Raw genomic sequence first — 26,803 nt, 5'->3', positions numbered from 1 at the left:
TCTCAGCCTTCGATAAAAATGAGCGCAGGCGTTTCGATGAGCGTGCGGATGCGCTGCACGAAGTTTGCCGCATCCCAGCCGTCGATGATGCGATGATCGAAGCTGGAGGAGAGGTTCATCATCTTGCGCGGCACGAACTGCGTGCCGTCCCAGACCGGTCGTGTGGCGATCTTGTTGACGCCGATGATCGCCACTTCGGGACGATTGATGATGGGTGTCGAGACGATGCCGCCAAGCGCGCCCAGCGAACTGATGGTGATGGTGGAGCCGGAAAGCTCATCGCGTGTCGCAGTACCCGATCGCGCCGCATCCGCCAGCCGGTTCATCTCGGCGGCGCAATCCCAGATGCCGCGGGCTTCGGCATGCCGCACCACCGGAACGGTCAGACCGGCCGGCGTCTGCGTGGCGATGCCGATATGCACGGCACTGTAGCGCGTGATGATGCCGGAATCGTCGTCGAAAGTGGCGTTGACGTCAGGCTGCTCGGCAATGGCCTTGACCAGCGCCCGCATCAGGAAGGGCAGAACCGTCAGCTTCGGATGATCAGGCCTGCGATCGCCGTTCATCGTGGCGCGCAACTCTTCGAGCGCGGTCATATCCACTTCCTCCACATAGGTGATGTGGGGAATACGCGAAGTGGCGAGCACCATCTTCTCGGCGATGCGGCGGCGCAGGCCGGTCAGCTTGATCTCCTCGGTCGCCGTCTTCTTGGCAAAGCCGTTCTTTGCCGTTGCAGGGGCGGTCCCATGGCCTAGGAATTGCTCGATATCCTCGCGCAGGATGCGCCTGGCCGGTCCGGTCGCCTGCACCTGCCTGAGATCGACACCGCTTTCCCTGGCGAAAAGCCGCACCGAGGGAGCGGCAAGCGGCTTTTCCGCCGGCGCCGGCGCAGGAGTTGGCGCTGCCGGAGCGGGTTTTGCAATCTCGGCCTTGGGCGTTTCGGCAATCGGCGTCTGCAAAATCCCAACGGGCTGAACCTCGCCGACATCTCCCGCCGTCTCGATCCGCACCAGCGGAGCCTTGACCGCGATACGGTCTCCGACCTCGCCGGCAAGCCAGGTGACGATGCCATTGACGGGAGATGGAATTTCCACGGTGGCTTTGTCGGTCATGACGGCGGCGATCACCATGTCCTCGCGAACGGGATCTCCTGTCTTCACATGCCATTCCACAAGCTCGGCCTCTGCGACCCCTTCCCCGACATCGGGCATCTTGATGATGAATTCGCTCACGGCTCAGGCCTCCATGACTTCGGCAAGCGCCCGCCCGACACGGGCGGGACCGGGGAAATAGTCCCACTCCTGCGCATGCGGATAGGGCGTGTCCCAGCCGGCAACGCGCACGACCGGCGCTTCAAGATGATAGAAGCAATGCTCCTGCACCAGCGCCACCACCTCGGCGCCGAAACCGGATGTCAGGGTTGCCTCATGCACGACGACGCAGCGTCCCGTCTTCGAGACCGATTTGACGATCGTATCGAGATCGAGCGGCAGCAGGCTTCTCAAATCGATCACCTCGGCATCAATGCCGGCATCCTCGACCGCGGCGAGCGCCACATGTACCATGGTGCCGTAGGCAACGACCGTCACCGCCGATCCCGCGCGCCGCACTTCGGCCTTGCCGATCGGGATGGTGTAATGGCCATCGGGCACCTCTCCGAGGTCGTGTTTCGACCAGGGCGTCACCGGCCGCTCGTGATGGCCGTCGAAGGGGCCGTTATAGAGCCGCTTCGGTTCCAGGAACATGACCGGATCAGGGTCCTCGATCGCCGCGATCAGCAAGCCTTTGGCGTCATAGGGATTGGAAGGCACGATCACTTTCAGCCCGCAGACATGGGTAAAAAGCGCCTCCGGACTCTGGCTGTGCGTCTGACCGCCGAAAATGCCACCGCCGGTCGGCATGCGCACGACGATCGGGCAGGTGAAATCGCCGTTGGAACGGTAGCGGATGCGCGCCGCCTCCTGCGTCAGCTGGTCATAGGCTGGATACATGTAATCGGCGAACTGGATTTCGACACAGGGTTTCAGCCCATAGGCCGCCATGCCGATCGCCGTGCCGACGATGCCGGATTCGCTGATCGGCGTATCGAAGCAGCGCGTTCTGCCGTATTTTGCCTGCAGGCCCTGTGTCGAGCGAAAGACGCCGCCGAAATAACCGACATCCTCGCCGAAAACGACGACATTGTCGTCACGTGCCATCGAGACATCCATGGCGCTGCGCACGGCCTCGATCATCGTCATCCTGGGCATGTCAGTACCCCGCCTTCTGCCGCTGACGGCGGATATGCGGCGGCATCTCGGCATAGACGCCCTCGAAAATGTCGCGCACCGAAGGCCGGCCGCCGGCATGCAGCGTGCCATGCGCCTCTGCCTGGCGCTGCGCCTCGATCACCTCGTCCATGATTTCGGCTTCGGCCTGTACATGCCGTTCCTCCGACCATGCGCCCTTGACGATCAGATGTTTCTTCAGCCGCAGCACGGGATCGCCGAGCGGCCAGGCCTCCGATTCCGTCTTGGGCCGATAGGCGCTCGGATCGTCGGAGGTCGAATGCGCGCCGACGCGATAGGTCACATATTCGATCAGCGTCGGGCCGAGGTTGTGCCGCGCGCGCTCGGCCGCCCAGCGGGCGACGGCATGGACGGCGAGATAGTCGTTTCCGTCGACACGCAGCGCCGGAATACCGAAGCCAAGGCCCCGCGCCGCGAAAGTGCCGGAACCGCCGCGGGCGATGCCCTGAAAAGTGGAGATCGCCCACTGATTGTTGACGATGTTGAGAATGACCGGCGCCTTGTAGGTCGAAGCGAAGACGAGCGCCGAGTGGAAATCCGATTCCGCCGTCGATCCGTCGCCGATCCAGGCCGCGGCAATGCGGCTGTCGTTCTTGATCGCCGAGGCCATCGCCCAGCCGACGGCCTGCACATATTGGGTGGCGAGATTACCCGAGATGGTGAAGAAGCCGTGTTCCTTGGAGGAATACATGATCGGCAATTGCCGGCCGCGCAGGGGATCGCTCTCGTTCGAGTAGATCTGGTTCATCATCTCGACCATCGGATAGTCGTCGGCAATCAGCAGCCCTGCCTGGCGATAGGTCGGGAAATTCATGTCTCCCTTCTCGAGCGCCTTGCGAAAGGCGCAACTGACGGCCTCTTCGCCGAGATGCTGCATGTAGAAGGAGGTCTTGCCCTGCCGCTGCGCCATCAGCATGCGGGCGTCGAAGGCGCGCAGCTTCATCATGTTGCGAAGCCCGGTCAGCAACGCCTCATTGGAGAGCGACCCTGCCCAGGGACCGACCGCCTCGCCCTCGCGATTCAAAACACGGATGATGGAATAGGCGAGGTCGCGGATATCTTCGGATGCGACATCCACCTCCGGCCGCGGCACGGAGCCGGCCTTGGCAATCTTGACGTTGGAAAAATCTGGCTGACCACCGGGGCGAACGGCGGGTTCGGGAACATGCAGGCTCAAGCGAGCGGAATCCACCATGCTTTTTCTTTCCTCCCTTTGGCGGCCTTGCTCCCCCCTCCGGAAGCAGGGCCGGATGTGGTTCTTATAGATTGCGGGCGATCACCATGCGCTGCACGTCGCTTGTTCCTTCATAGATCTGGCAGATGCGCACATCGCGGTAGATGCGCTCGACCGGATAGTCCGCCATGTAGCCATAACCTCCATGGATCTGGATCGCGTCGGAGCAGACGCGCTCGGCCATCTCGGAGGCAAAGAGCTTCGCCATCGAAGCTTCCGACAGGCAGGGCAGCCCGGCCTCCCTGAGGGACGCGGCATGAAAAACGAGCTGCCGCGCCGCCTCGATCCGCACCGCCATATCGGCAAGGCGGAAGGCAACGGCCTGGTGCTCGAAGATCGGCTTTCCGAAGGCCGTGCGCTCCCTGGCGTAGTCGCGCGCCGCCTCGAAGGCCGCCCGCGCCATGCCGACGGCCTGTGCCGCAATGCCGATCCGTCCGCCCTCGAGATTGGCAAGTGCGATGCGATAGCCCTCACCTTCCGCACCGAGCCTGAGTTCTGCCGGAATGCGCATGCTGTTGAAGGCGATCTGGCAGGTATCGGAGGAATGCAGTCCAAGTTTTTCCTCGACGCGGATCACCTCGTAGCCCGGTGTATCCGTCGGCACGATGAAGGCGGTGATACCCTTCTTTCCGACATCGGGATCGGTAACGGCAAAGACGATGATGACATTGCCGTTCTTGCCCGAGGTGATGAATTGCTTGGAGCCGTCGATCACGTAGTGGTCACCGTCACGCCGCGCCCGGGTCTTCAGGTTCGAGGCATCGGAACCGGCCTGCGGCTCGGTCAGCGCAAAGCCGCCAATCCATTCGCCGCTGGCAAGTTTCGCCAGGAAGCGCTGCCGCTGCTCCTCGGTACCGAATTTCAGGATCGGCACACAGCCGACGGAGCTATGCACGCTCATGATCGTCGAACACGGTCCGTCGCCCGCGGCAATTTCCTCGAGTGCCGCGACATAGGCGACCACACCGGTATCCGACCCGCCATAGGCCTCCGGCACCAGCATGCCGAGCAGCCCGAGCTCACCCATCTCCTTCAATTCCTCGCGCGGGAAGAGATGCTCCCGGTCGCGTTTGGCCGCCCCCGGCGCCAGCCGGTCGCGGGCAAAGTCGCGGGCGAGATCTGAGATCTGCTGCTGGAGGTCGGAAAGGATCATCTATCCCGCCCTCCCCGCTCGTGCCGCTCGATGGCGACTGCGGTTGCCTCGCCGCCGCCGATGCAGAGCGCGGCCATGCCGCGCTTCAGGTCGTATCGCTCCAGTGCTGCCAGCAGCGTCACCAGAATCCGGGCGCCCGAGGCGCCGATCGGATGGCCGAGCGCACAGGCGCCGCCATGCACATTCACTTTTTCATGCGGCAGGTTGAGATCGCGCATCGCCGCCATGGCAACGACGGCGAAAGCCTCGTTGATTTCGAACAGATCGACCTCCGACAGCGGCAGGCCGGTGCGATCGGACAGTTTCTGCAGCGCGCCGATCGGCGCCGTGGCGAAAAGATTGGGCGCCTGTGAATGCGTGGCATGGCCGAGGATAGTCGCAAGCGGCTTGAGGCCGCGATGCTCCGCCTCGGAGCGGCGCATCAGCACCAGCGCTGCCGCGCCATCGGAAATCGAGCTGGAATTGGCGGCGGTCACCGTGCCGCCCTCGCGGAAGGCGGGCTTCAGCGTCGGGATCTTATCCAGCTTCGCTTTTCCGGGCTGTTCGTCGCGGCTCGCCACCTGCTCGACTTTGCTCGATTTCACCGTGACCGCCGCGATCTCACTGTCGAAACAGCCTTCGGCAATCGCCTTCTGCGCCCGCGCCAGCGAGGCGATGGCGTAGCTATCCTGCGCCTCGCGCGTGAACTGATAGGCCTCGGCGCAATCCTCCGCGAAGCTGCCCATCAAGCGCCCCTTGTCATAAGCATCCTCCAGCCCGTCGAGGAACATGTGATCCACGACACGCCCATGGCCGAGCCTGTAGCCGCCACGGGCCTTGTCAAGGAGATAGGGCGCATTGGTCATGCTTTCCATGCCGCCCGCGACCGCCACCGAGGCGCTGCCGGCGGCGATCAGGTCATGCGCCATCATGACCGCCTTCATGCCCGAGCCGCACATCTTGTTGACGGTGCTGGCCGCGGTCGCGAAAGGCAGGCCGGCATGGATCGCCGCCTGGCGCGCCGGCGCCTGCCCCTGCCCTGCCGGCAGTACACAGCCGAAGACGACCTCCTCGATCGCCGCAGCCTCGACGCCGCTCCGCTGCAGCGCCGCGCGGATCGCCGTTGCTCCGAGTTCCGGCGCTGTCGCCTCCTTCAGCTCTCCCTGAAAGCTGCCGATCGGGGTGCGCGCCGCACCGACGATGACGATGGGATCCTGCAATGTCATGTTTCCTCCTCTGGGCAACGCGCTCAGCGCGCGCCCATCCGCAATGCGCCGTCGAGGCGGATGACCTCGCCGTTCAGCATGTTGTTTTCAAAGATATGACGCACCAGCCCGGCGAATTCCGCCGGCCGGCCGAGCCGTGGTGGAAAGGGCACGCTCTTGCCGAGTGCTGCCTGAACCTCGGCTGGCATGTCAGCCATCATCGGTGTCTCGAAAATGCCGGGTGCGATCGACACGACGCGAATGCCGTGACGTGCAAGCTCGCGGGCGATCGGCAAGGTCATCGCCGCCACGCCGCCCTTGGAGGCGGCATAGGCTGCCTGGCCGATCTGGCCGTCGAAGGCTGCAGCCGAGGCCGTATTGACGATGACGCCGCGTTCGCCTTCCGCATCCGGCTCGGTAGTCTGGATCGCTGCGGCGGCCAGCCGGATCATGTTGAACGTGCCGATGAGATTGATGCCGACCGTGCGGGCAAAACTCTCCAGCCGATGCGGCCCGTCGCGGCCGATCACCTTTTCGGCCGGCGCCACGCCCGCGCAACTCACCAAACCGCGCAGGCTGCCGAAGGCTTCGACGGCAGCGGCAACCGCCGCCGCCCCCTCCTCGCCATCGGTTACATCGGCCTTGACGAAGCGGGCATCGCTTCCGAGTTCCCGGGCGATTTCTTCGCCCGCTTGCATATTGAGATCGGCGATCGTCACGCGCCCGCCGGCCTCCACAAGCGCGCGCACTGTTGCCGCACCCAAGCCGGAGCCGCCGCCGGTCACGATGAAACTTGCTCCACGGATCAGCATAAATCTCTTCCTCCCTGCCGACCGCGCCCCCTCCAAGCGCAACCGACGGATACGATTCTATTCGCTCCACCTATTGCAAGCGATGACAGAACTGCTCCATAATTTCGGACAGTTTTGCCATAGAGAGGGCGCGATGGCCGAAGTCGAGCGACGCATGATTGCAGCGGCCTTTGTCGAGGAGGCACTCGACAGTCTGCGGCGGCTCGACAAGCCGACGGCGCCGATCCTTGCCCGCGTCGGCCTGGCATCCCCGGTCGATCAGCCGGTTTCGGCAGAGACCTATGGCGCGCTCTGGCTGGCGATCGCCGCCGAACTCGACGATGAATTCTTCGGCATGGGCGCACGGCCGATGCGCAGCGGCAGCTTCACGCTGCTCTGCCACTCTGTGCTGCATGCGCCGACGCTGGGTCACGCCCTGCGCCGGGCGCTGCGTTTCCTCGATGTCGTGCTCGACGATCCCCGGGGGCGGCTTGTCATCCGCGACGGTCTGGCCGAGATCGAGCTCAGCGATGCCGGCAGCCCACGTTCAGCCTTCGCCTACCGCACCTATTGGATCATCCTGCACGGCATCATCTGCTGGCTGGTCGGCCGGCGCATTCCGATCCGGCTCGTCGATTTCCGCTGCGCGGAACCCAAACAAGGGGCCGACTACCGGCTCTTCTTCGGCGCCCCGGTGCGTTTCTCGCAAGTCATCAGCCGGCTCGGCTTCGACAGCGCCTTGCTCGACCTGCCGGTGGCGCGCAGCGAACAGGCGCTCAAACAGTTCCTGCGCGGCGCGCCCGCCAATATTCTGGTGCGCTACTGCTATGATGCCGGCATCGCCGCCGCCGTCCGTCGTCGCCTGAATCTGGCCACGCCGGCTGCCTGGTCGAGCTTCGCCGAGCTTGCCGCCGATATGCGCATGCCGCCGTCCACGCTCCGCCACCGCCTGCACGACGAGGGGCAAAGCTATGCCGCCATCAAGGACGACATCCGCCGCGACCTCGCCGTCGAACTGCTGCTGAACACGCCGAAGACCATCGGCGAGATTGCCGTGCAACTCGGCTATTCCGAGCCGAGCGCCTTCTTCCGGGCGTTCCGGAAATGGATGGGCAAGAGCCCCGAGGTCTTTCGCCGAGACGGAGCGGAAATCGAGGGCATGTCAGTCGAATCGGTTGACCCGCCCTGACTGGCCACGCGCTTTCGCGAACATGGCGGCAATCTTCATCATGAAGGACTTGCTGAAGCGACCAAGAACCGCCTGATGAGGCTCGATGTACCAGGATCGCTCGACGATATCGTAATTGTATTCGTCGACGACGATCCAACTCTGTTTGAGATCACCGAGACCGGCGCGCCGGCGTTCGATATCGGGAATTTCCAGCGCAACCCTTCCCACTTCCGGCGGCTGTGTGGTGATTGCCAGAAGGACGAGATGGGTGTTTCCATCGCTCGCACTGCGGATCGCGATGACGACACAGACTGGGCGCGGTTTGCGCCCCTCGGTCTCACCACGCTGCTGTTGCCATGCCCAGAGATAGGGATAGGTTATCACCTCGCCAGGACGAAACTCATGGTTCATCGTCGTAGCATTCCCCGCGCGCCAGCCGCTCAATCGCCTCGTCGAACAATTCGGCATGCTCGTCCGGCATCTCCGAAATGTGATGCGCACGACGCGGGTCCCCGCCGCTGCGCATCCGCTGGTAGTGCTCATAGCTCATCAGCACAAAACGTGGCTTGTTGTGGCGGGTGAGAATTACCGGCTCGCGACTGGCAACATCGGTGACATCACCAATCTGTTTATTGAGATCACCTGTCGTGAACTGTCGCATGATTATCTCTCCGGTTTAATTTCCATATATTCCATATATTCCATCTTTTCAAGAAAATGGCGCTCACGCGCCCTCGGCAAGAATTCGCAACGCTCTCCACCCCGCATCATTCAAGGGCACTTTGACCCCGCAGCAAGCCGCGCTACATATTTCAGCGGGAGGAGTGCCATGTTTGATTTTTCGCTCGGCGAAACCGCGGACGCGATCCGTGAAACGACGGCGCGGTTTGCCGCCGATCAGATTGCTCCGCTGGCTGCGGAGATCGACGAAAGCAACACGTTTCCACGCCAGCTCTGGCCGGAGATGGGTGCGCTCGGCCTGCATGGGATCACCGTCGAGGAAGAATTCGGCGGCGCCGGTCTCGGTTATCTCGATCATGTCGTCGCGATGGAAGAGGTATCGCGCGCCTCGGCCTCCGTGGGCTTGAGTTACGGCGCCCATTCCAATCTCTGCGTCAACCAGATCCGCCGCTGGGCCTCGCCGGAACAAAAGCGCCGCCACCTGCCGAAGCTGATCTCCGGCGAACATGTCGGTTCGCTCGCCATGTCGGAGGTCGGCGCCGGTTCCGATGTCGTCTCCATGCGGTTGCGTGCCGAGAAAAAAGGCGACCGCTATATTCTGAACGGCACCAAGTTCTGGATCACCAACGCGCCGCATGCCGATGTGCTTGTTGTTTATGCCAAGACCGATCCCGCAGCCGGCCCGAAAGGCATTTCCGCCTTGATCATCGAGAAAGGCCTGCCCGGTTTCAGTGTCTCCAAGAAGCTTTCCAAACTCGGCATGCGCGGCAGCGATACGGCCGAACTGGTCTTCGAGGATTGCGCGGTGCCGGCCGAGGCGCTGATGGGCCGGGAAGGCGAAGGCGTGAAGATCCTGATGTCCGGCCTCGATTATGAGCGCGCCGTGCTTGCCGGCGGGCCGCTCGGCATCATGCAGGCCTGCCTCGATGTCGTGCTGCCCTATGTGCGCGATCGCAAGCAGTTCGGCAAAGCGATCGGCGATTTCCAGCTGATGCAGGGCAAGATCGCCGACATGTATGTCGCGCTGAATTCGGCGCGCGCCTATGTCTATTCCGTCGCCCGCGCCTGCGATGCCGGCCGCGCGACGCGCACCGATGCAGCTGCTGCGATCCTCTTTGCCAGCGAGAATGCCGTGAAGGTCTCGCTGGAAGCGATCCAGGCGCTCGGCGGCGCCGGCTATACCAAGGAATGGCCGGTCGAGCGCTTTTTGCGCGACGCCAAGCTCTACGATATCGGCGCCGGCACTAATGAGATCCGCCGCTACCTGATCGGCCGGGAGCTCATTGCGTCATGACGGTGATTTCGACTGCGATCGACCGCGACGGCGACAGCTTCAAGGCCAATGCCAGCAAGAACAAAGCCCTGATCGACGAGCTCCACAATCGTTCGGCGAAAGCCCGCGAGGGCGGATCGCAAACAGCGCGCGAGCGCCATACCGGCAAGGGCAAGCTCCTGCCGCGCGATCGTATCCAGCTGCTCATCGATGCCGGCAGCGCGTTCCTGGAGATCGGCACGCTGGCCGCCAACGGCATGTATGATGACGAGGCGCCGGGCGCCGGCATCATTGCCGGCATCGGCCGCGTTGCCGGCCGCGAGGTGATGATCGTCGCCAATGACGCGACGGTGAAGGGCGGCGCCTATTTCCCGATGACGGTGAAGAAACATCTGCGGGCGCAGGAGATCGCCCTGCAGAACCGGCTGCCCTGCATCTACCTCGTCGATAGCGGCGGCGCCAATCTTCCGCATCAGGCCGAGGTCTTTCCTGACCGCGATCATTTCGGCGCGATCTTCTACAACCAGGCGCAGATGTCGGCCGAAGGCATTCCGCAGATCGCCTGCGTGATGGGAAGCTGTACCGCCGGCGGCGCCTATGTGCCCGCCATGTCCGACGAAACGGTCATCGTGCGCAATCAGGGCACGATCTTCCTTGCCGGCCCGCCGCTGGTGAAGGCCGCGACCGGCGAGATCATCTCGGCCGAAGAGCTCGGCGGCGCCGAAACCCATGGCCGCCGCTCGGGCGTCGTCGATCATGTCGCCGAGAACGACGAACATGCACTGCTGCTCGTTCGCGATATCGCAGCCACTCTCAACAGTGTGAAATCAGTCGATATCGACCTGCAGCAGCCACGGCCGCCGAAACTCGATGCCGAGGATCTCTGCGGCCTCATCCCGGAGGATGTTCGCTCGCCCTATGATGTGCGCGAGGTCATCGGTCGGATCGTCGATGGCTCGGAACTGCATGAGTTCAAGCCGCTCTACGGCACCACGCTGGTCTGCGGCTTCGCCCGCATCTGGGGCATGCCTGTCGCCGTCATCGCCAATAACGGCGTTCTCTTCTCCGAAAGCGCGCTGAAGGGCGCCCATTTCATCGAGCTTGCCTGCCAGCGCCGCGTACCTTTGCTGTTTCTGCAAAATATCTCCGGTTTCATGGTCGGCGGCCGTTATGAGGCCGGCGGCATCGCCAAGGATGGGGCAAAGCTGGTGACGGCCGTTGCGACCGCGAGCGTGCCGAAGGTCACCGTCATCATCGGCGGCAGCTTCGGCGCCGGCAATTACGGCATGTGCGGCCGCGCCTATCGCCCGCGCTTCCTCTTCACCTGGCCGAACAGCCGCATCAGCGTGATGGGCGGCGAACAGGCGGCCTCGGTGCTTGCCACCATCCGCCGAGACTCCATGGAGGCGCGCGGTGAGAATTGGCCTGTTGAAGAGGAGGAGGCCTTCAAGGCACCGATCCGCGCCGGCTATGAGGCCGAGGGCAACCCCTATTATGCCACGGCCCGCCTCTGGGACGACGGCATCATCGATCCGCGCCAGACCCGGGATGTGCTGGGCCTTGCCTTTTCCGCCTGCCTGAATGCGCCGATCCCGAAAGGGTCGCGCTTCGGCCTGTTCAGGATGTGAGGCGCCGATGATGGAAAGCCTTCTCATTGCCAACAGGGGCGAAATCGCCCGCCGCATCATCCGCACGGCCAAGATGCTCGGCATCCGCACCATCGCCATCTATTCCGAAGCCGATGCCGGCCTGCCCTTTGTGAGGGAGGCGGATGAAGCAATTGCCATCGGCCCGGCTCCGGCGCGCGAAAGCTATCTCTCTCAGACCCGCATCCTCGAAGCCGCCCGCAAGAGTGGGGCCGCTGCGATCCATCCCGGATACGGCTTCCTGTCGGAAAATGCCGATTTTGCCGAGGCGGTGGAGAAAGCCGGTATTGTCTGGGTCGGTGCACCGCCCGCAGCCATCCGCGCTATGGGCCTTAAGGACGCGGCGAAGGAATTGATGCAGGCATCAGGCGTGCCCGTGACCCCCGGTTATCTCGGGCCGGACCAGAGCGAAGAAAGGTTGGCGGTCGAGGCTGGTACCATTGGTTATCCCGTGCTCATCAAGGCCGTTGCCGGCGGCGGCGGCAAGGGCATGCGCCGCGTTGATCGCCCACAGGATTTCGCCGAACTTCTCGCCTCCTGCCGCCGTGAAGCGGCGGCCGCCTTCGGCGACGACCGCGTTCTGATTGAACGCTATATCGCCAATCCGCGCCATATCGAGGTGCAGGTTTTCGCCGACAAGCTCGGAAATTGCGTTCATCTGTTCGAGCGCGATTGTTCGCTGCAGCGCCGTCACCAGAAGGTCATCGAGGAGGCCCCTGCCCCCGGCCTCGGTGCCGCAACCCGAACAGTGATCTGCGATACGGCGGTGAAAGCCGCAAGAGCGGTGAATTATGTCGGCGCCGGCACCATCGAATTCATCGCCGATGCCTCGGAAGGCCTTCGCGAAGATCGCATCTGGTTCATGGAGATGAACACCCGCCTGCAGGTGGAACACCCGGTCACCGAGGCAATTACTGGCGAGGATCTGGTGCTCTGGCAGCTGAAGGTCGCTAGCGGCGAACCGCTGCCGAAAATGCAGGACGAGATCGCCATGAACGGCTGGGCCTTCGAAGCCCGGCTCTATGCCGAAAATCCCGCCGCCGGCTATCTGCCCTCGACCGGCCGGCTCGAACATCTCAGCCTGCCGCAAATCGTCCGTGTCGATAGCGGCGTCGAGCAAGGGGATGACATCACCGCCTTTTATGACCCGATGATTGCCAAGATCGTCACCCATGGGTCGAACCGCGAAGCCGCACTTTCCAAGCTCGCAGCCGCCTGCGCCGGCATCGAGATCTGGCCGGTCAAATCCAATGCCGGCCTGCTTGCCCGCATCGCCGTCGATCCGGATTTTTGCGCAGCTCGGATCGATACCGGCTTCCTCGACCGCCATGGCGATAGCCTGGTGGCGATGGAGCCGAGCGAAATCGCAATCGACACCGCGGCCACGGTGCTTTCAAGAAATACGGATGGTGATCCCTGGTCCGCGCTCACCGGGTTCCGCATCGCCGGCGCGGATGACAGGAGGGTGCGCATCCGTATCGGCGAGCACCTCCTTTGGGGGCAGTCACGTCCGGAGCTTGAGGCAAATGCCGTCACGATCGCTGAAACCACGGTGCTTTTCGACGCCGGCAACGCCTGGCCAATCAGTCTGCCCGTCGCAAGCGAAGTCGAGGCAAGTCAGGGTGCCGGTGATGGCGCGATCCTTTCTCCCATGCCCGGCCTCGTCATTTCGGTGGATGTCGCCGAAGGCGATCGTGTCGCCAAGGGGGACCGCCTGCTGACAGTCGAAGCGATGAAAATGGAACATTCTCTGCGTGCGCCCTTCGACGGCATCGTCGAAAAGCTGCAGGTTTCCTCGGGGGCCAGGGTCTCGGAAAACCAGCTGGTCGTCAGCATTGTGAAGGAGGAGGTTTGATGGCTGGCCGTTATTTCGACGAATGGACGGTCGGCGACTGCATCGCCCACGACATCCGCCGCACGGTCACCGAGACCGACAATCTGCTCTTCACGACGCTTTCCCACAATCCGCAGCCGCTGCATCTCGATGCCGACTATGCGGCCGGCACCGAATTCGGCCGGATCGTCGTCAACGGCACCTTCACCTTCGCGCTCACCGTCGGCCTTTCGGTCGGCGACACCACGCTCGGTACGCTCGTCGCCAATCTCGCCTATGACAAGGTGACGATGCCAAAGCCGGTCTTCATCGGCGATACGCTGCGGGTAGAAACGGAGGTGATGGAGCTGCGCCGCTCGAACTCCCGGCCCGATGCCGGCATCGTCACCTTCCAACATATGACACTGAACCAGCGCGGCGAGATCGTCTGCCAGTGCCTGCGCACGGCGATGCTGAAGGTGAAGCCGTCATGAGGCTGCGCTCGCTGCTCTTCGTACCCGGCGACCGGCCGGAGCGTTTCGAAAAAGCGCTCACCTCAGGCGCCGATGCCGTCATTCTCGACCTGGAAGATTCGGTTGCGCCCATAAACAAGCCGAAAGCGCGCGAGAGCGTGCACGAGTTCGTCTTGCGTCATGCCGGCGAGACCTCTCTCCTTATCCGCATCAATCCCCTCGCCTCGCCAGAATTCGAAGACGACCTTGCCGCTTTGAGCGGCCTTCATCCTTTCGCGCTCATGTTGCCGAAAGCCGAAGGTGCCGCTTCGGTGTTGAAACTCGCAGGCTCTCTTGCATTTGCTATCCCCATCTTGCCGATCGCAACCGAAACGCCATCCGCGATCTTCGAGATCGGCAGCTACCGGGATGTCGCGACCAGCCTCTGTGGCCTGACCTGGGGTGCTGAGGATCTGTCTGCCGCGATAGGGGCTACGACCGCGCGCAGAACGGATGGCCGCTACACGCCGCCCTACGAGCTTGCCCGCTCGCTCACGCTGTTCGCTGCCCATGCCGCCGCCGTTCCGGCAATCGACACCGTCTATCCCGATTTCCACGATCTCAGCGGTCTCAGGGCCTATGTCGGCCGAGCCCGGCGCGACGGCTTTTCCGGCATGATGGCCATCCATCCGAGCCAGGTCGAAACGATCAATCACGCCTTCACGCCGGACGCATCCGAGGTCGCCTGGGCAGAGAAAGTCGCCGCCGCCTTTGCCGCCAGGCCCGACGCGGGCGTCATTCAGCTTGACGGACGCATGCTGGACTTGCCGCATCTCAAGCTTGCCCTCCGCATCCTGGAGACAGCAGGCCGATAGGCCGCGAGCCGCTCGCTTGACAGTCTTCGGCCAATTAGTCTGACTTCGCCATTCGCTCGGGAGCATTCTGCCCGTGTTCTGTCAGGTAGCCGGCGCCGATGGCGACGTAGAGATCCACATAGTCCTTGGCAACCTCCTGCACGGTGGCTGCAAGGCTTGCCTGGGCATCGGAGACCGAACGTTGAGCGTCCAGGACGTCAAGCAGCGACGAGGCGCCGTCTTTATAGCTCGTCGTTGAAAGTGCGAGCGATTCCTCAGCCGTCTGCACCTGCCTGCGCAGCGGCGCCAGTGTCTGCGTGTCGCGGCGAACTGCCGACAGCGCGTTTTCCACTTCTTCGACCCCGTTCAGCACCGCCTCTTTCCAGGCGAGATATTGGGCCTTGGCATCGGATTTTTCGATATCGACATTCGCACGCAATTTGCCGCCGTCGAAGATCGGCAGGTTGAGCGTCGGTCCGAACGACCAACTGGTCAAGGTTCCGCCGCTGGCGCCCGATGATTTGACCCAGCTCGGCGAGATCGAACCGGAGAGCGAGATCGATGGATAAAGCTGGGCTTCGGCAGCACCGATATCGGCGACGGCCGCCGCCAGGTCGCGTTCTGCCTTGCGGATATCGGGACGGTTGCGGATGAGGTCGGCCGGAATGCCGGCGCGAATGTCGCCGCGGAAGACCGGCTGGCCTGTACTCCTCTGCAGCTCATTCATCAACGAGGCCGCCGGCATCCCGAGCAGCAAGGCGATGTGGTGAGCCGAAACGGTGAAGCTCTGTTCGAGACCAGGGATGTCGGCCTTCGTCGACTGAACAAGGCCTTCGGCCTGAACGACGTCAAGGCGAGAGGCCGCACCTGCCTTGAGCTGCAGTTGCGTGAGTTCGTAGGTCTCCTGACGGGATTTCAAATTCGCCTGCGAAAGCGCGATGCGCTCCTGGTAATAGCGGGCGTCGATATAGCTCTCGACCAGGTCTTTCAGGAAGGTGAGCTTTGCATCGTCGGCCGTTGCATAGGCGGCCCCAAGCGAGGCGATTGCACTCTCCTTGGAGCGACGGTACTGGCCGAAGAAGTCGAGCAGCCAGGAAAGGCTGGCCTCGCCGCCTGTCGTGTTCTTGGTACCGATGGTCGTACGCTCAGAACCCTTCTCACCGGACACGGTGTGTGATGCGCCGACATCGAGGCTCGGCAGGCCACCGGCACCGGCAACCGTAACATTGGCGGAAGCCGAATTGATGCGCTCGAGCGCCTGCAGGACATCAAGGTTCTCGCTGAGGCCATGAGCCACCAGGCCGTCGAGCTGTTTGTCCCGATAGGCCGTCCACCACTGCGCCGCCACCACATCGCCGTTGCTCTTGCTCCCGCCCTCTTGGAATTTGGCAGGAAGCGGCATCTGCGGGGGAGCGTGATCCGGGCCGCTGACGCAGCCCGCCAGCAGAAGCGTGATCGCTGATGCGGCGTAGCGGAGCGATGATGTTTTCGTGCAAAGCGACGGACTCACTGGCGAGCTTTCTGAACCGGGATCGTGGGTTCAGGCTTAGCGGCGCGAACGTTAATGGCTGTAAAGACACTGTAAAGTTGGGTAAAATCCGGGTCTCGTCGCACATCTCGGTTCAGCAGAGCTGCGCGGCCTCGTCCTCAACGAGGAAGAGCCGCATCGAGTTCGGATGGAAGGAAGGCATCGCCATTTTCTCATTCATGCCGCGAGCGCGTCGGGAAGATAGCGAAGATGCACCGGCAGCTTAGTCGCGATCTCCTCGTCGGTCAGATCGTCGAGCGGCTCCAGGGCGCTGCCCGCCTTCCACCAGCGAACTATCGCCTCAAATCGACAATGCAGATGCTGCTCAACATGAGAGGCATCAAGGCGTGCCACCCCTACGCCCCGCTGATTTTTGTCGTGCCGCTGCTGTTGGTCGCCGACCGGCCGCTGCGCATGATGGGGTCCGGCCGACCAGCTTCCGGTGCTAGTCCGTCGGCTCAAGCAAATCGTCCAGTTTTTCGACGACGGCCCGAACCACGTCGGCGCGGCTGACGATGCCAACCAACACGTCGTCACGCAGGATAGGGACGCGCTTGATCCCATGTTTCAGCATCAGATCAGCCAACTCCGCAAGCGAGGCTTCCTCATCAGCGGAGATGATGGCCGTGTGCATAATCTCGCGGACGTGCTGCTGGTTGAGGCGGATTTCGGCGAGGAACTCCGGGGCGAGCGTCTCGCCTTCCGCCAGCATGCGTAGCCATTGCGCCCGCTCACTTTGAAACTGCGAGCCGAAGTGGCGCATCACGTCGCCTTCGCTGACCAATCCAAGCGGCCGGTTATCGGCGTCCACCACCGGTACGGCGGTGACGTGATGGATAAGCATGCACCGGGCGGCCTCGGCCACGGTGGCCTCAGGCGACACCGTAACTAAATCCGTTGTCATCATCGACTTGGCGGGGATCGTCATGTGTAAGGCTCCAGCTAGAAGAGCATGCACGATACCGGACCGGCTTGGCGGCCGCCTTGACCTACCGCAATGTGCGATGGCGCGGTTGCCGCCCTTCGCGACCGTCGCGCCCCGATGGTGATGTTGTCAATGATGATTGCAAACGCACCCATGCCGGTGACGCGGAACATCCGGCGCGAAGTTTCAAAAGCAAAGTTTCGGCGCCCGCCTCCCTCGCGCCCGTCGTTTTTACTTCGGGATGACCGACCACCGCCTCAAGCTTCGTCGAGCGGTCCTCAGGCCTGTTCGTCGGCCAAGCCATAGGGTATCGGCTTCCTGGGAAGCTCCAGGGTGATTGCCAGGCCACCTGTATCAGGCAATGACGCATACACACGCCCACCGTGGCGTTCGATGGCCTGCCTGGTGATTGCCAGACCAAGGCCGTATCCGCCTCTTGGCACGGCCTCTGTCCCACGTGAGAACGGCTGGAAGATCCGTTCGAGTTCGTCCCGCCTGACACCTGGCCCCTGATCCGTGACGCAGATTTCGAGGCGGTCGGCCGTCGCCTCGCAAGCCACTGATATGCGCGAATGCTCGGCCGTGTATTTGACGGCGTTGCGCACGACGTTTTCGAGCGCCCTGTAGACCAGCTCACCTTCGACCTCGGCGCGGAAGGTGCCCTCGACACTGGTTGTGATCGAGACCTCCCGTGCCTGGGCTTCGAATGCCGCGTCGCTGAGGATTTCGTTCAGGAGTTCGATGACATCAAGAGTGTGCGTTTTCAGCGGCCGGCTGGATCCGGCAGTCAACCTTGCAAGCGTCAGAACTTCGCCGACCAGGGCATCAAGCCGTTCGACCTCTCGGTCCATGCGGTCCAGCATGGCGGCGAGTTTCGCCGGGCTCTGTCGGAGGACGCCGACAGCGGCCTGCAGGCGGGACAAAGGCGAACGCAGTTCGTGTGAGACATCATGGAACAACCGCTGCTGCGCATCCTGCAGCTCCTGAAGCCGGGCGGCGCTGGAATCGAAGTCATGTGCAAGCGCGGTAACCTCGTCCTTTCGGCCGGCCATCTTGTCACCGATGCGGAAGTCGAAGCGGCCATGGGCGAGCGCGCTCAAGCCATCGCGCAGATGAACGACGGGACGAATGAGGTATCGGGCGAGTGCGCCTGCCGATATCGTGCTCGAAATCAGGATCGTGAGCCATGGCAAGAACGGGCCGAAGTTCTCGAAGGTGAACGTCGCCAGGACCGGCAGGGAAATCTGATAGCAAACCCCGTCCTTCTGGACGGATCTTGTGTCGACGGTCTTTGGAACCGCACAAGCATCGGCTTTCGCAGTTTTGGAGATCGTCAGACCAGCCGGTAGCGTCTCTTCATTTGTGCGCACGAAATGCGCGGCGGCATCTTCGCCATCTCTGGCGAGCACGTTTGCGGTGAGGTTCAGGGCGATCGCTCGCCGCTCTTCCTCCAGTTCGCGCGCAAAAGGAACCTCTTGGAGAAAATTGACGAGCAGGATGATCACGCCGACTGTCGCCGCCATCGTCAACCAGATCGTCGTGAAGAATTTCCAGAAAAGCCGGGGCATGGTCAGTCCACGAGAAGTTGATAGCCCTGGCCGCGAACGGACTGGATCCAGGATTGGCCGTCCTCCCTCAGTCCGAGCTTCTGACGAACGCTGCTGATATGGACGTCGATACGGCGATCGAATGGGGTGAGCGGCTTGCCGAAGGCCCGCTTCGAAATGTCCTGCTTCGACACGAGCTGGCCAGCGCTGCGGGCGAGGACCTCGATCAGGCTGAATTCCGTGCCGGTCAGTTCCAAGCTTTCGCCGCGCCATTCGGCGATCCTGCTGCCCGGATGAATCACGAGTTTTCCCGCCCTTATCGTGTCGGTCGAAGTACCGGCCGCCGGCTGGCCTGCCCGGCGGAGGATAGCGCGCAGTCTCGCCGCAAGTTCGCCCGGCGAGCATGGCTTCGGCACATAGTCGTCGGCGCCCAGATTGAGACCCGATATCCTGTCGACGTCATCGCCCCTTGCGGTCAGCATCAGGACCGGGACCTGGCTGAGCTTCCTGATCCTCTGCAGAACCTCGATCCCGTTCATCCGAGGCATCATGATGTCGAGCACGATAATATCGACCGTATTGCCGGCCGCCGCCGCAATGGCGGCGCGCCCGTCCGTATCCGTGACGACCTCATATCCTTCTTCGACCAGATATTCCTGCAGAAGCGTCGTCAGCTCGGCATCGTCGTCGATGAGGAGAACCTTGTTCATTCACTTCGTCCGTCATTGATCCGGGTAAGCCATACAGCACAAACTCAGCCGCGCGACCGGGTTTTACCTAACTTAACACTAACTTGACCGCACTTAACGTTCACCCCGTTACTTATCCTGCGATGACATCACCGCGAGCCAGGATCGGGTTGCCTCCACATGAGCCGCAATCCTTCATCGAGTTGGCACAGCTCGGGAAAAGGCACCAATGCCTTCGACCACAAGGAATGCATCGTTGAGAAAACCGCCCAGAATATTCGCTGCCGCTCTTGTTGCGGCAGCGCTCCTGCTTCCCCTGCGCAATGCCATGGCGGATCAATCCGCCGCACCCGCCCTGACCGTCTCGCTGGTGACGCCGACGCAACGAGACTGGCCGGAAACCGTTCCCGCAAACGGCTGGCTGAAGCCCTGGCAGGAAGCCATCATCGCTTCCGAGACGAGCGGCCTGCGCGTAACCGAAATCCTGGCCGACGTCGGCTCCGTGGTCAAGAAGGGGCAGACCCTCGTCCGGCTGTCACAGGACAGCGTCCAGGCCGACCTTCGCAAGCAGGAGGCGGCCGTCGTGACCGCTCAGGCAAACCTGACAAAGGCGAAGGCCAATGCGGACCGGGCTCGGCAGCTCCGCTCTTCGGGCGCCCTTTCGGATGAGAAGATTGTCGAATATTTCGCCGACGAACAGACGGCGACGGCAAGTCTTGCGTCTGAAGAGGCGGCGCTCGACAGCCAGAAGATCAAGCTCGACCAGACGACCGTCACGGCCGTCGACGACGGCCTGGTAACCTCGCGATCGGCCGAACTCGGCGCGGTCGTCTCGTCGGGCACTGAATTGTTTCGCCTGGTCCGCCAGCAGCGGGTCGAATGGCAGGCCGAGGTTTCGGCCCGCTATCTCTCACGCATCTCGGAAGGATTGCGCGTCGACATCGACGGGCCGGACGGGCGTCCCATTCAGGGCAAGGTAAGGCTCGTCGGACCTTCGATCGACACCAATACAAGCCGGGCGATCGTCTATGTCGCGCTTCCCCAGGACGTTCAGCCGCGCACCGGTCTTTATGTCACCGGCACCATCGAACTGACGACCACGCCGGCGCTGACGGTTCCGGAGACAGCGATCGTTTTCCGTGACGGGATAAACTATGTCTTCACGGCCGGCGAGGACAAGCGGGTAAGACGGGTGCGGGTCGAGACCGGCCGCCGCGCCGACGGCGAAGTCGAGATCGTCTCCGGCATAGATTTCTCGGCGAGAGTGGTGACGTCGGGCGGAGCGTTTCTGTCGGACAACGATCTCGTGAAGATTGCGGGAGAAGGTTGATGAACTTTTCCGCATTTTCGATCCGCAATCCCGTACCGGCGATCCTGCTCTTTGCGATGCTTGCCGTCGGCGGTTTGCTGGCCTTCAAGCAGCTGCCGGTCCAGAATTTCCCCGATATGGACCTCCCGACCATCAAAATTACCGCGACGCTCGATGGCGCCGCACCGGCGCAACTCGAGACGGAGGTCGCCCGCACGATCGAGGACAATCTTGCCTCGCTGAGCTATCTCGACCACGTCACCACGACGATAACCGACGGCACGGTGTCAATCAGCGTCTCCTTCAAACTGGAGAAGGACAGCGAAACGGCCCTGAACGAGGTCCGCAACGCCGTGGACAGCGCAACGGCCGATCTGCCGGCGCAGATGCAAACGCCAAGCGTCACCAAAGTCACCGTACAGAGTTCGGCGCTAGTCACCTATGCCATCCGGTCTGCCGTCCTCAATGAAACCGAGCTCTCCTGGTTCATCGACAACGATCTGACCAAGGCGCTCCTGTCGGTACCGGGCGTCGGACAGGTCAATCGCATCGGCGGTGTCGACCGCGAAGTTCACGTCGACCTCGATCCGACGACGATGGCCGCATTCGGCGTGACGGCGACCACTGTGTCGGCGCAATTGAAGTCAGTTCAGGCCGATACGTCAGGTGGCCTTGGGGAGATTGGCGGCACCCGTCAGACATTGCGCACGCTCGGTGCGGTGGCGTCGGTCGATGCTCTGAAGGAGCTCAGAATTCCCCTGGCCAACGGGCAGCAGGTTCGCCTCGACGATGTCGCATCCATCACGGACAGCTTCGCGGAGCGGTCCTCGATGGCCTATCTTGACGGCAAGCCGGTGGTCGCAGTCGAGATCAAGCGCTCGAACGGATTTTCGGACAGCAGTGTCGCGGCCGACGTCGACGAGGCGATGAAACAGTTCGCAGCCAAGCATTCCAACGTGCAGATCGAGGAGGCCTACAGCACGCTCGGGCCGATCATCGACAATTACGATGGTTCGATGCACATGCTGTACGAAGGCGCGATCCTGGCGATCATCGTCGTCTGGCTCTTCCTTCGGGACTGGCGTGCGACGATCCTGTCGGCCGTGGCGCTGCCGCTGTCGGTCATACCGACCTTCCTCGTCATGTATCTGGCCGGCTTCAGCCTGAATGTCGTCACCTTGCTGGCGCTGTCGCTCGTGGTCGGCATCCTTGTCGATGATGCCATCGTCGAGGTCGAGAACATCGCTCGCCACCTGCAGATGGGCAAGCGGCCGATCGACGCCGCTCTGGAGGCGGCCAACGAGATCGGACTCGCCGTCATCGCGACCACCTTCACGCTGGTCGCGGTCTTCCTGCCGACGGCCTTCATGAGCGGCATACCGGGACTTATATTCCGCCAGTTCGGTATCACTGCCGCCGTGGCGGTCCTCGTCTCGCTCGTCGTCGCACGGCTGCTGACGCCGATGATGGCCGCCTATTTCATGAAGGCCCATCCGAGCGAGGAAAAGGACGGCCGCATCATGCGCGCCTATCTGGCAATGGTGAAAGCCGCCATGAACCGCAGGAAGACCACGGTGGCCGTGACTGCCATCGTCGTCGCACTTTCGCTTGCCACAATCCCACTCCTGAAATCCGGCTTCCTGCCCGCGTCCGACGACGCGCGAGCCCAGATCACGCTCACCATGCAGCCGGGTGCTACTATCGAGCAGACGGACGCCACGACCACGAAGGCCGCCGATATCATCGGCAAGCTCCAGGACGTGATACATGTCTTTTCCTCGGTCGGTTCCGCATCCTCGGGCGGTGGCCCCGACTCCAGCACCACGAGCAGCGTCGGATCCGCCACGATCGTCGCTGTGCTGTCGCCCATCGGCGAGCGCGATCGCAAGCAGTCGGAAATCGAAAACGACATCCGGCAGGCTCTCTCGGTCCTGCCCGGTGTGCGGGTCGCGGTCGGCGGTGGCGGCAATGGTACGAAGCTGGAGATCACCCTTGCCAGTGACGATGCCAATGCGCTTGACAGCGCAAGCACGGCGCTTGAAGAACAGCTCCGCACGCTGCAGGGCATCGGCGCGGTGACATCGACCGCAGCCAGGCAGGCGCCGGAAATCCAGATCACGCCAGACTTCGCGCGCGCAGCAGCGCTCGGGGTGACCTCGAGCGCCATCGCCGAAGCCGTGCGCGTGGCGACGGATGGGGAATACTCCGCCGATCTGCCAAAGCTCAACCTGCCGCAGCGCCAGGTTCCGATTGTCGTTCGCTTCAGCCCCGAGACACGCACGAAGCTCGACGACATCAAGAACATGCGAGTGGCAGGAACGAACGGCAACGTCGATCTCGGATCGATCGCCGATATCCGGATCGGCGGCAGCCCGTCGGAGATCGACCGCATCGACCGGATGCGCAATGTTACTCTTTCCGTCGAGCTCAACGGCCGCATCCTGGGCGACGTCAACCGCGAGACGCAGGCCCTGCCGGCGCTTCAGCATCTGCCGTCGGGCGTCACTCTCGTCGAGCAGGGCGAACTTCAGCGCAGTTCGGAGCTGTTCCAAAGCTTTGGCCTTGCAATGGCGATCGGGGTGTTCTGCATCTACGCGATCCTCGTCCTGCTTTTTCACGACTTCCTGCAGCCGTTCACGCTTCTGATGGCTCTGCCGCTCTCGCTCGGCGGCGCGCTGGTGCCGTTGGTGGTGACCGGAACCAGCTTCTCGATGTCGGCCGTCATCGGGCTGCTCATGCTCATGGGCGTGGTGACGAAGAACTCCATCCTTCTCATCGAATACGCGATCATGTCGCGCCGTCAGGGCATGCCCCGGTTCGATGCCCTCGTGGATGCCTGCCACAAGCGCGCACGACCGATCATCATGACCACGATCGCCATGGCATGCGGCATGCTTCCGGTCGCGCTCAGCCTGACGGGCGGCGATTCCAGCTTCCGGCAGCCGATGGCAATTGTGGTGATCGGCGGCGTGATGATGTCGACGCTGCTCAGCCTCGTCGTCATCCCTGTCATCTTCACCTTCGTCGACGACCTCAACGAAGCGCTCAAGCGCCTCGTTCACCGGACCGAGCTTGATACCGCCGACTCGGAGCCACAGGCATCCAACGATCGAGCAGCGATCGCCTTCAAGCCCGAGCTTTCGAAGCGGGGGCAAGGCCAGAGATGACTGCTTTTGGCAAGTTATGCGCAAGATGGCCGCGCCCGATACGGGCCACACCGGCGGCTTTCATGGCAACCTCTTCGGTCGAATTCCCTCCCCCGGAACGAGACCGCGGGACGTATCCCCCCGCAGGCGGCCTCGTGCCGCCTGCGCGTCCTGCATCTTCTGGAAGCGATAGTCCAAGCACTTATCACGCTGGCTGCAGTTGCCCACGTTCCTTTTGGCCGCATACAGCTTTCCGCCAGCAGCGCACCTTGCGTGCGTCGCAGAACCTTTACCAAACTTTACACTTCCTTAACCGCGCTTAACATCCGCACAGCTATTAGAGTTCGACCTCAGTTCAATCCGGAGTGTCGTTTGTCCAAGGCACATCGAAATATTCTGCAATGCCGCTTCGCGGAGCGGAAAGTCATATTTGCCGAGATTTGGCGGTGGTTGCTGAAGCTTGATTCAAAGAATTATATCTCAATTGCTGCTTGCTTAAGTCCCGGGATCCAATCAGGCCGCGCAGAAAACGTTCGAATAGAGCGTCATGCTCTCTTAGAAGACATTTCAATTGGAGGAACGGGGTGATTGAAGCTCCGAGTGATCAGGGCGCGTTTGCCGGACAAATCGAACAGTTCAACAGGGCAGCACGCCCTATCTCATGCTGAACATTGTCGGGTGTCATGACATTGGCGTCATGGCTTCGAAATCGGGCAAGGCGCCGCTCGCGTAGCCGACCGCGCCGAGCGAAGCGATGGCGATCCGTCCGTTGCGGATCGACAGCAGCGGTCCGTTACCACCCTGCTCGTAGAGATCGGGATGGGCCGCGGCAAAGCGCGCCTTCTCCGCTTGCGACGCCCCCTGCATGCCGGCCACATAGTGATGACCGTTGCGTTCGACATGGGAGAGACCGAGCAGCGAGACCAGCGCCAGATCCTGCTGCACCGCAAGCCCAGCCTGGCAGGTCAGATCCTCGCCCGAGAGGAACAGTCCCGGCACGGTTCGGGTTCTGATGCGGATCGCCTTCATGAGCGAACGGTAGATGCCCTTGCAGGTTTTCGAGGAGACGCCGGTATAGCCGAGCCGCCTGGCGCCGGCGAAGGCGCCGTCGCCGTCGTCGCTCTCATCGATCAGGAAGGGCAATTGCGCCGCGAGATCCCCCAGCGGCGTCTCCATGGTGATCGCCCGCGAGAACGGCTGTTCGACAAAGGCAATGGCCGCACGCAACCTCGCCAGCCGAGGCGTCGCCTCGATTTGCGCCAGCAAGGCGGCAAGCTGTTCGGGGGCGCCAAACTGTTCGTTGCCGTCGACCGTCACCCGATAGTCGGGCAGGCGGTCCAGCACGGCGGCGATCCGCGTCAGACGGTCGATATCGGCATCGATCGTGCCCGAAAGCTTGATCTTGAACCAGCGGTTGCCATAGCGTGTTATCACCGCCTCGAGGCTTTCCGGCAGGCCGTCACCGACGGGATGGACGACATCGCCCTCGCTGATGGGATCGACAAGCCCGATCGTATGCCGGGCCGAGATGGCACCGGCAGGACGAAGATTGGAAAGCACCGCAAACGCTGCATCCACGTCGATATCGTCGGGCAGCATGGGGCCACCGATGCCGACGAGATTGCCCCGCACCGCCTCGAAGAAGGAAATGCCGGCAAGGCGGCAATAGGCATCGAGCGCGGCGCGGGCGATGAGCGAAGGGCCGAAACAGGCGGCCAATGAATTTCCTGGCAGCCGTCTTACGGTTTCCGCCTCGTTCCGTTGGGCAGCGGCAAACAACGTCGTCGGCGCAGACGGTTCGAGCGAAGCAGCCGCGGCGGTACGGATCGAGGTGCGCAACTGATCGACATTCTGCGCCGGCGTCAGCACCGGGTTCTTGTCGAACCATTTCGGCACCATCATCTCGGCGGCCGCACCAAGGGCGGTTCGTCCCTCTTCATCCTCGACGCGGACCCTGAGGAAGGCTTGCGGCGCCTTTTCGAGGGTAGCCGCACCAAAGCGGAACGGCAGGCGCAGCCTGATATCGCGCTCGAAAGCGTCGATCTCGATCACTCTGATTCGCGGCGCCGTCACGGAGCCTCCAATGTTTCTGTCCACGATCATGCCATCCGGTCGAGCATGGCGCGCGACACTTCGTGCTGGAGCGGTTCCCGGCGAAGCAGCCGGCCGATCTCGTCCACCATGGCCTGCCCCTGGGCGAGATGCGCCTCGTTTGTGTGGCCGGCAGCATGCGGCGAAATGGTGACATTGGCCAGTGCAGGGTCGCGAAAGGGACTGTCCTGAGGCAGCGGCTCGTTATCGAAGACATCAAGAGCCGCTTCGATACGGCCGGAGCGGATCTCGGCGAGCAGCGCCGCCTCCTCGACCAGCTCCGCGCGCGCCGTGTTGATGAACAGCGTACCGGGGCGCATCAGCGCCAGTTCGGGGGCGCCGATCATGCGGCGCGTTTCGGGCAGGACGGGCGCATGCAGAGAGATCACGTCTGCCTGGGCCAGCATATCGTTCAGCCCGGCTCTGAAAACGCCGAGTGCCGCAGCCTCGCTATCGTGGAGAAAGGGATCGACAACCAGTACGCGGCAGCCGAAGGGAACGAGAAGGCGCATGACCGCCCGGCCCACATAGCCCGCGCCGATGATGCCAACCGTTCTGGCGCCCAGCAATTTCTGCGGCACGGCCGCGCGGACGTCGAGCCATTCGCCGCCGTTGCGCAATTGATGATGCAGCCGATGAATGCCGCGCATGGCGAGCAGCGCTTCGGCGACGACGAACTCGGCAACCGAGGCGGCAATTTTCGAAGCGGCATGGGTGACGCGAATACCATCGTCGAACAGACGGGCGGGAACGAGTGTGCGGACGCTGCCTGCCGAATGGGCGACGAGGGCGAGTTGCGGATGGCGCTGGCGCGCGGCGGGATCGAAGGGCGGCGTGCCCCATCCGGTGAGGCACGCGACAGCGCCGTGCAGCAGCTGGTCGACATCGGTGGCGTCGATTGCGGCACCGGTCGGCCAACGCACCTCGCCAAGGGCGTTCAACTGGGCAATCGCCGCATCGTCCAGCATCATCCGGCGGGTTTTTTCGGTCAGCAATACGGCGATAACGGGAGCCTGTTCGTTCATGGT

23 protein-coding genes are annotated in these 26,803 nt (G+C 62.8%); 8 read left to right on the top strand and 15 right to left on the bottom strand.

Annotation, left to right across the window (positions count from 1 at the left end):
• Positions 1 to 2: 2 nt before the first annotated feature.
• From OLZ32_RS24030 to OLZ32_RS24005, 6 genes are all read right to left on the bottom strand, one after another.
• Positions 3 to 1,232 carry a dihydrolipoamide acetyltransferase family protein gene (locus OLZ32_RS24030; RefSeq protein ID WP_264398023.1) on the bottom strand — a complete coding sequence of 410 codons (1,230 nt, stop codon included), beginning with the start codon at positions 1,230 to 1,232 and terminating at the stop codon, positions 3 to 5.
• A 3-nt stretch (positions 1,233 to 1,235) separates the two neighbouring features.
• On the bottom strand, positions 1,236 to 2,249 hold the full coding sequence (locus tag OLZ32_RS24025; protein ID WP_017992466.1) for an alpha-ketoacid dehydrogenase subunit beta: 1,014 nt from the start codon (positions 2,247 to 2,249) through the stop codon (positions 1,236 to 1,238).
• A gap of 1 nt (position 2,250) precedes the next feature.
• Positions 2,251 to 3,483 (bottom strand): 3-methyl-2-oxobutanoate dehydrogenase (2-methylpropanoyl-transferring) subunit alpha, encoded by a 1,233-nt coding sequence (locus OLZ32_RS24020; protein ID WP_264423173.1) that lies wholly within the window; start codon positions 3,481 to 3,483, stop codon positions 2,251 to 2,253.
• A gap of 64 nt (positions 3,484 to 3,547) precedes the next feature.
• Complete coding sequence (locus OLZ32_RS24015; protein WP_264423171.1) at positions 3,548 to 4,675, bottom strand: acyl-CoA dehydrogenase family protein; 1,128 nt, start codon at positions 4,673 to 4,675, stop codon at positions 3,548 to 3,550.
• Entirely contained in the window at positions 4,672 to 5,880 is a 1,209-nt protein-coding gene (locus tag OLZ32_RS24010; protein WP_264423169.1) for an acetyl-CoA C-acyltransferase, read from the bottom strand. The genes OLZ32_RS24015 and OLZ32_RS24010 overlap by 4 nt, the downstream gene beginning before the upstream one ends.
• A 23-nt stretch (positions 5,881 to 5,903) precedes the next feature.
• The gene (locus tag OLZ32_RS24005; RefSeq protein WP_264423167.1) at positions 5,904 to 6,671 is read right to left on the bottom strand and encodes a 3-hydroxyacyl-CoA dehydrogenase; all 768 of its coding nucleotides are present in this window, start codon (positions 6,669 to 6,671) and stop codon (positions 5,904 to 5,906) included.
• An 82-nt stretch (positions 6,672 to 6,753) separates the two neighbouring features.
• On the opposite strand from OLZ32_RS24005, the gene OLZ32_RS24000 reads away from it, so the two are divergent.
• Entirely contained in the window at positions 6,754 to 7,839 is a 1,086-nt protein-coding gene (locus tag OLZ32_RS24000) for an AraC family transcriptional regulator (RefSeq protein WP_264423165.1), read from the top strand.
• On the opposite strand, the gene OLZ32_RS23995 is transcribed toward OLZ32_RS24000, so the two are convergent.
• Together OLZ32_RS23995 and OLZ32_RS23990 are read right to left on the bottom strand one after the other, a co-directional pair.
• On the bottom strand, positions 7,813 to 8,232 hold the full coding sequence (locus OLZ32_RS23995) for a hypothetical protein (RefSeq protein WP_017992472.1): 420 nt from the start codon (positions 8,230 to 8,232) through the stop codon (positions 7,813 to 7,815). The two genes, OLZ32_RS24000 and OLZ32_RS23995, sit on opposite strands and share 27 nt — an antisense overlap.
• Positions 8,222 to 8,482 (bottom strand): type II toxin-antitoxin system Phd/YefM family antitoxin, encoded by a 261-nt coding sequence (locus OLZ32_RS23990; RefSeq protein ID WP_003538612.1) that lies wholly within the window; start codon positions 8,480 to 8,482, stop codon positions 8,222 to 8,224. The genes OLZ32_RS23995 and OLZ32_RS23990 overlap by 11 nt, the downstream gene beginning before the upstream one ends.
• A gap of 168 nt (positions 8,483 to 8,650) precedes the next feature.
• Between OLZ32_RS23990 and OLZ32_RS23985 the strand changes: the two genes are divergently transcribed.
• Genes OLZ32_RS23985 through OLZ32_RS23965 form a run of 5 tightly spaced genes read left to right on the top strand, consistent with a single transcriptional unit; the run spans position 8,651 to position 14,561 of the window.
• A complete protein-coding gene (locus OLZ32_RS23985) occupies positions 8,651 to 9,796 on the top strand; it encodes an isovaleryl-CoA dehydrogenase (RefSeq protein ID WP_264423163.1) in 1,146 nt (381 codons plus the stop codon).
• Entirely contained in the window at positions 9,793 to 11,403 is a 1,611-nt protein-coding gene (locus tag OLZ32_RS23980; RefSeq protein ID WP_264423161.1) for a carboxyl transferase domain-containing protein, read from the top strand. Before OLZ32_RS23985 ends, OLZ32_RS23980 begins: the two co-directional genes overlap by 4 nt.
• A gap of 7 nt (positions 11,404 to 11,410) precedes the next feature.
• A complete protein-coding gene (locus OLZ32_RS23975; RefSeq protein WP_264423160.1) occupies positions 11,411 to 13,276 on the top strand; it encodes an acetyl/propionyl/methylcrotonyl-CoA carboxylase subunit alpha in 1,866 nt (621 codons plus the stop codon).
• The gene (locus OLZ32_RS23970; RefSeq protein ID WP_264423158.1) at positions 13,276 to 13,728 is read left to right on the top strand and encodes a MaoC family dehydratase; all 453 of its coding nucleotides are present in this window, start codon (positions 13,276 to 13,278) and stop codon (positions 13,726 to 13,728) included. The genes OLZ32_RS23975 and OLZ32_RS23970 overlap by 1 nt, the downstream gene beginning before the upstream one ends.
• The gene (locus OLZ32_RS23965) at positions 13,725 to 14,561 is read left to right on the top strand and encodes an HpcH/HpaI aldolase/citrate lyase family protein (RefSeq protein ID WP_264423156.1); all 837 of its coding nucleotides are present in this window, start codon (positions 13,725 to 13,727) and stop codon (positions 14,559 to 14,561) included. Before OLZ32_RS23970 ends, OLZ32_RS23965 begins: the two co-directional genes overlap by 4 nt.
• 34 nt (positions 14,562 to 14,595) lie before the next feature.
• Here the strand turns inward: OLZ32_RS23965 and OLZ32_RS23960 are convergent, their stop codons facing one another.
• The 5 genes from OLZ32_RS23960 to OLZ32_RS23940 form a co-directional block, all read right to left on the bottom strand.
• Positions 14,596 to 16,050 carry an efflux transporter outer membrane subunit gene (locus OLZ32_RS23960; RefSeq protein ID WP_264423154.1) on the bottom strand — a complete coding sequence of 485 codons (1,455 nt, stop codon included), beginning with the start codon at positions 16,048 to 16,050 and terminating at the stop codon, positions 14,596 to 14,598.
• Between the two features lie 195 nt (positions 16,051 to 16,245).
• A complete protein-coding gene (locus OLZ32_RS23955; protein WP_165424025.1) occupies positions 16,246 to 16,422 on the bottom strand; it encodes a hypothetical protein in 177 nt (58 codons plus the stop codon).
• A 91-nt stretch (positions 16,423 to 16,513) separates the two neighbouring features.
• Complete coding sequence (locus OLZ32_RS23950; protein ID WP_264423152.1) at positions 16,514 to 16,996, bottom strand: CBS domain-containing protein; 483 nt, start codon at positions 16,994 to 16,996, stop codon at positions 16,514 to 16,516.
• Positions 16,997 to 17,271: 275 nt separating this feature from the next.
• A complete protein-coding gene (locus OLZ32_RS23945; RefSeq protein ID WP_130795069.1) occupies positions 17,272 to 18,561 on the bottom strand; it encodes a HAMP domain-containing sensor histidine kinase in 1,290 nt (429 codons plus the stop codon).
• Between the two features lie 2 nt (positions 18,562 to 18,563).
• Positions 18,564 to 19,250, bottom strand: coding sequence for a response regulator (locus OLZ32_RS23940; RefSeq protein ID WP_017992480.1), 687 nt, complete (start codon positions 19,248 to 19,250; stop codon positions 18,564 to 18,566).
• A gap of 208 nt (positions 19,251 to 19,458) precedes the next feature.
• Between OLZ32_RS23940 and OLZ32_RS23935 the strand changes: the two genes are divergently transcribed.
• Both OLZ32_RS23935 and OLZ32_RS23930 read left to right on the top strand, forming a co-directional pair.
• Positions 19,459 to 20,559 carry an efflux RND transporter periplasmic adaptor subunit gene (locus OLZ32_RS23935; RefSeq protein ID WP_264423148.1) on the top strand — a complete coding sequence of 367 codons (1,101 nt, stop codon included), beginning with the start codon at positions 19,459 to 19,461 and terminating at the stop codon, positions 20,557 to 20,559.
• Positions 20,559 to 23,705, top strand: a complete 3,147-nt coding sequence (locus OLZ32_RS23930) for an efflux RND transporter permease subunit (RefSeq protein WP_264423146.1) — start codon at positions 20,559 to 20,561, stop codon at positions 23,703 to 23,705. The genes OLZ32_RS23935 and OLZ32_RS23930 overlap by 1 nt, the downstream gene beginning before the upstream one ends.
• Positions 23,706 to 24,365: 660 nt before the next feature.
• On the opposite strand, the gene OLZ32_RS23925 is transcribed toward OLZ32_RS23930, so the two are convergent.
• Both OLZ32_RS23925 and OLZ32_RS23920 read right to left on the bottom strand, forming a co-directional pair.
• Positions 24,366 to 25,787, bottom strand: a complete 1,422-nt coding sequence (locus tag OLZ32_RS23925; protein ID WP_003538633.1) for an enolase-like domain-containing protein — start codon at positions 25,785 to 25,787, stop codon at positions 24,366 to 24,368.
• Complete coding sequence (locus OLZ32_RS23920) at positions 25,784 to 26,800, bottom strand: hydroxyacid dehydrogenase (RefSeq protein ID WP_264423142.1); 1,017 nt, start codon at positions 26,798 to 26,800, stop codon at positions 25,784 to 25,786. Before OLZ32_RS23920 ends, OLZ32_RS23925 begins: the two co-directional genes overlap by 4 nt.
• Positions 26,801 to 26,803 lie beyond the last annotated feature (3 nt).

It is taken from the genome of Rhizobium acaciae (assembly GCF_025941625.1).
In the GTDB taxonomy this organism is placed as follows: Bacteria; Pseudomonadota; Alphaproteobacteria; order Rhizobiales; family Rhizobiaceae; genus Rhizobium; species Rhizobium acaciae.
The sequence above is the reverse complement of the archived record's forward strand: the minus strand, read 5'-3'. Positions and strand labels throughout refer to the sequence as shown.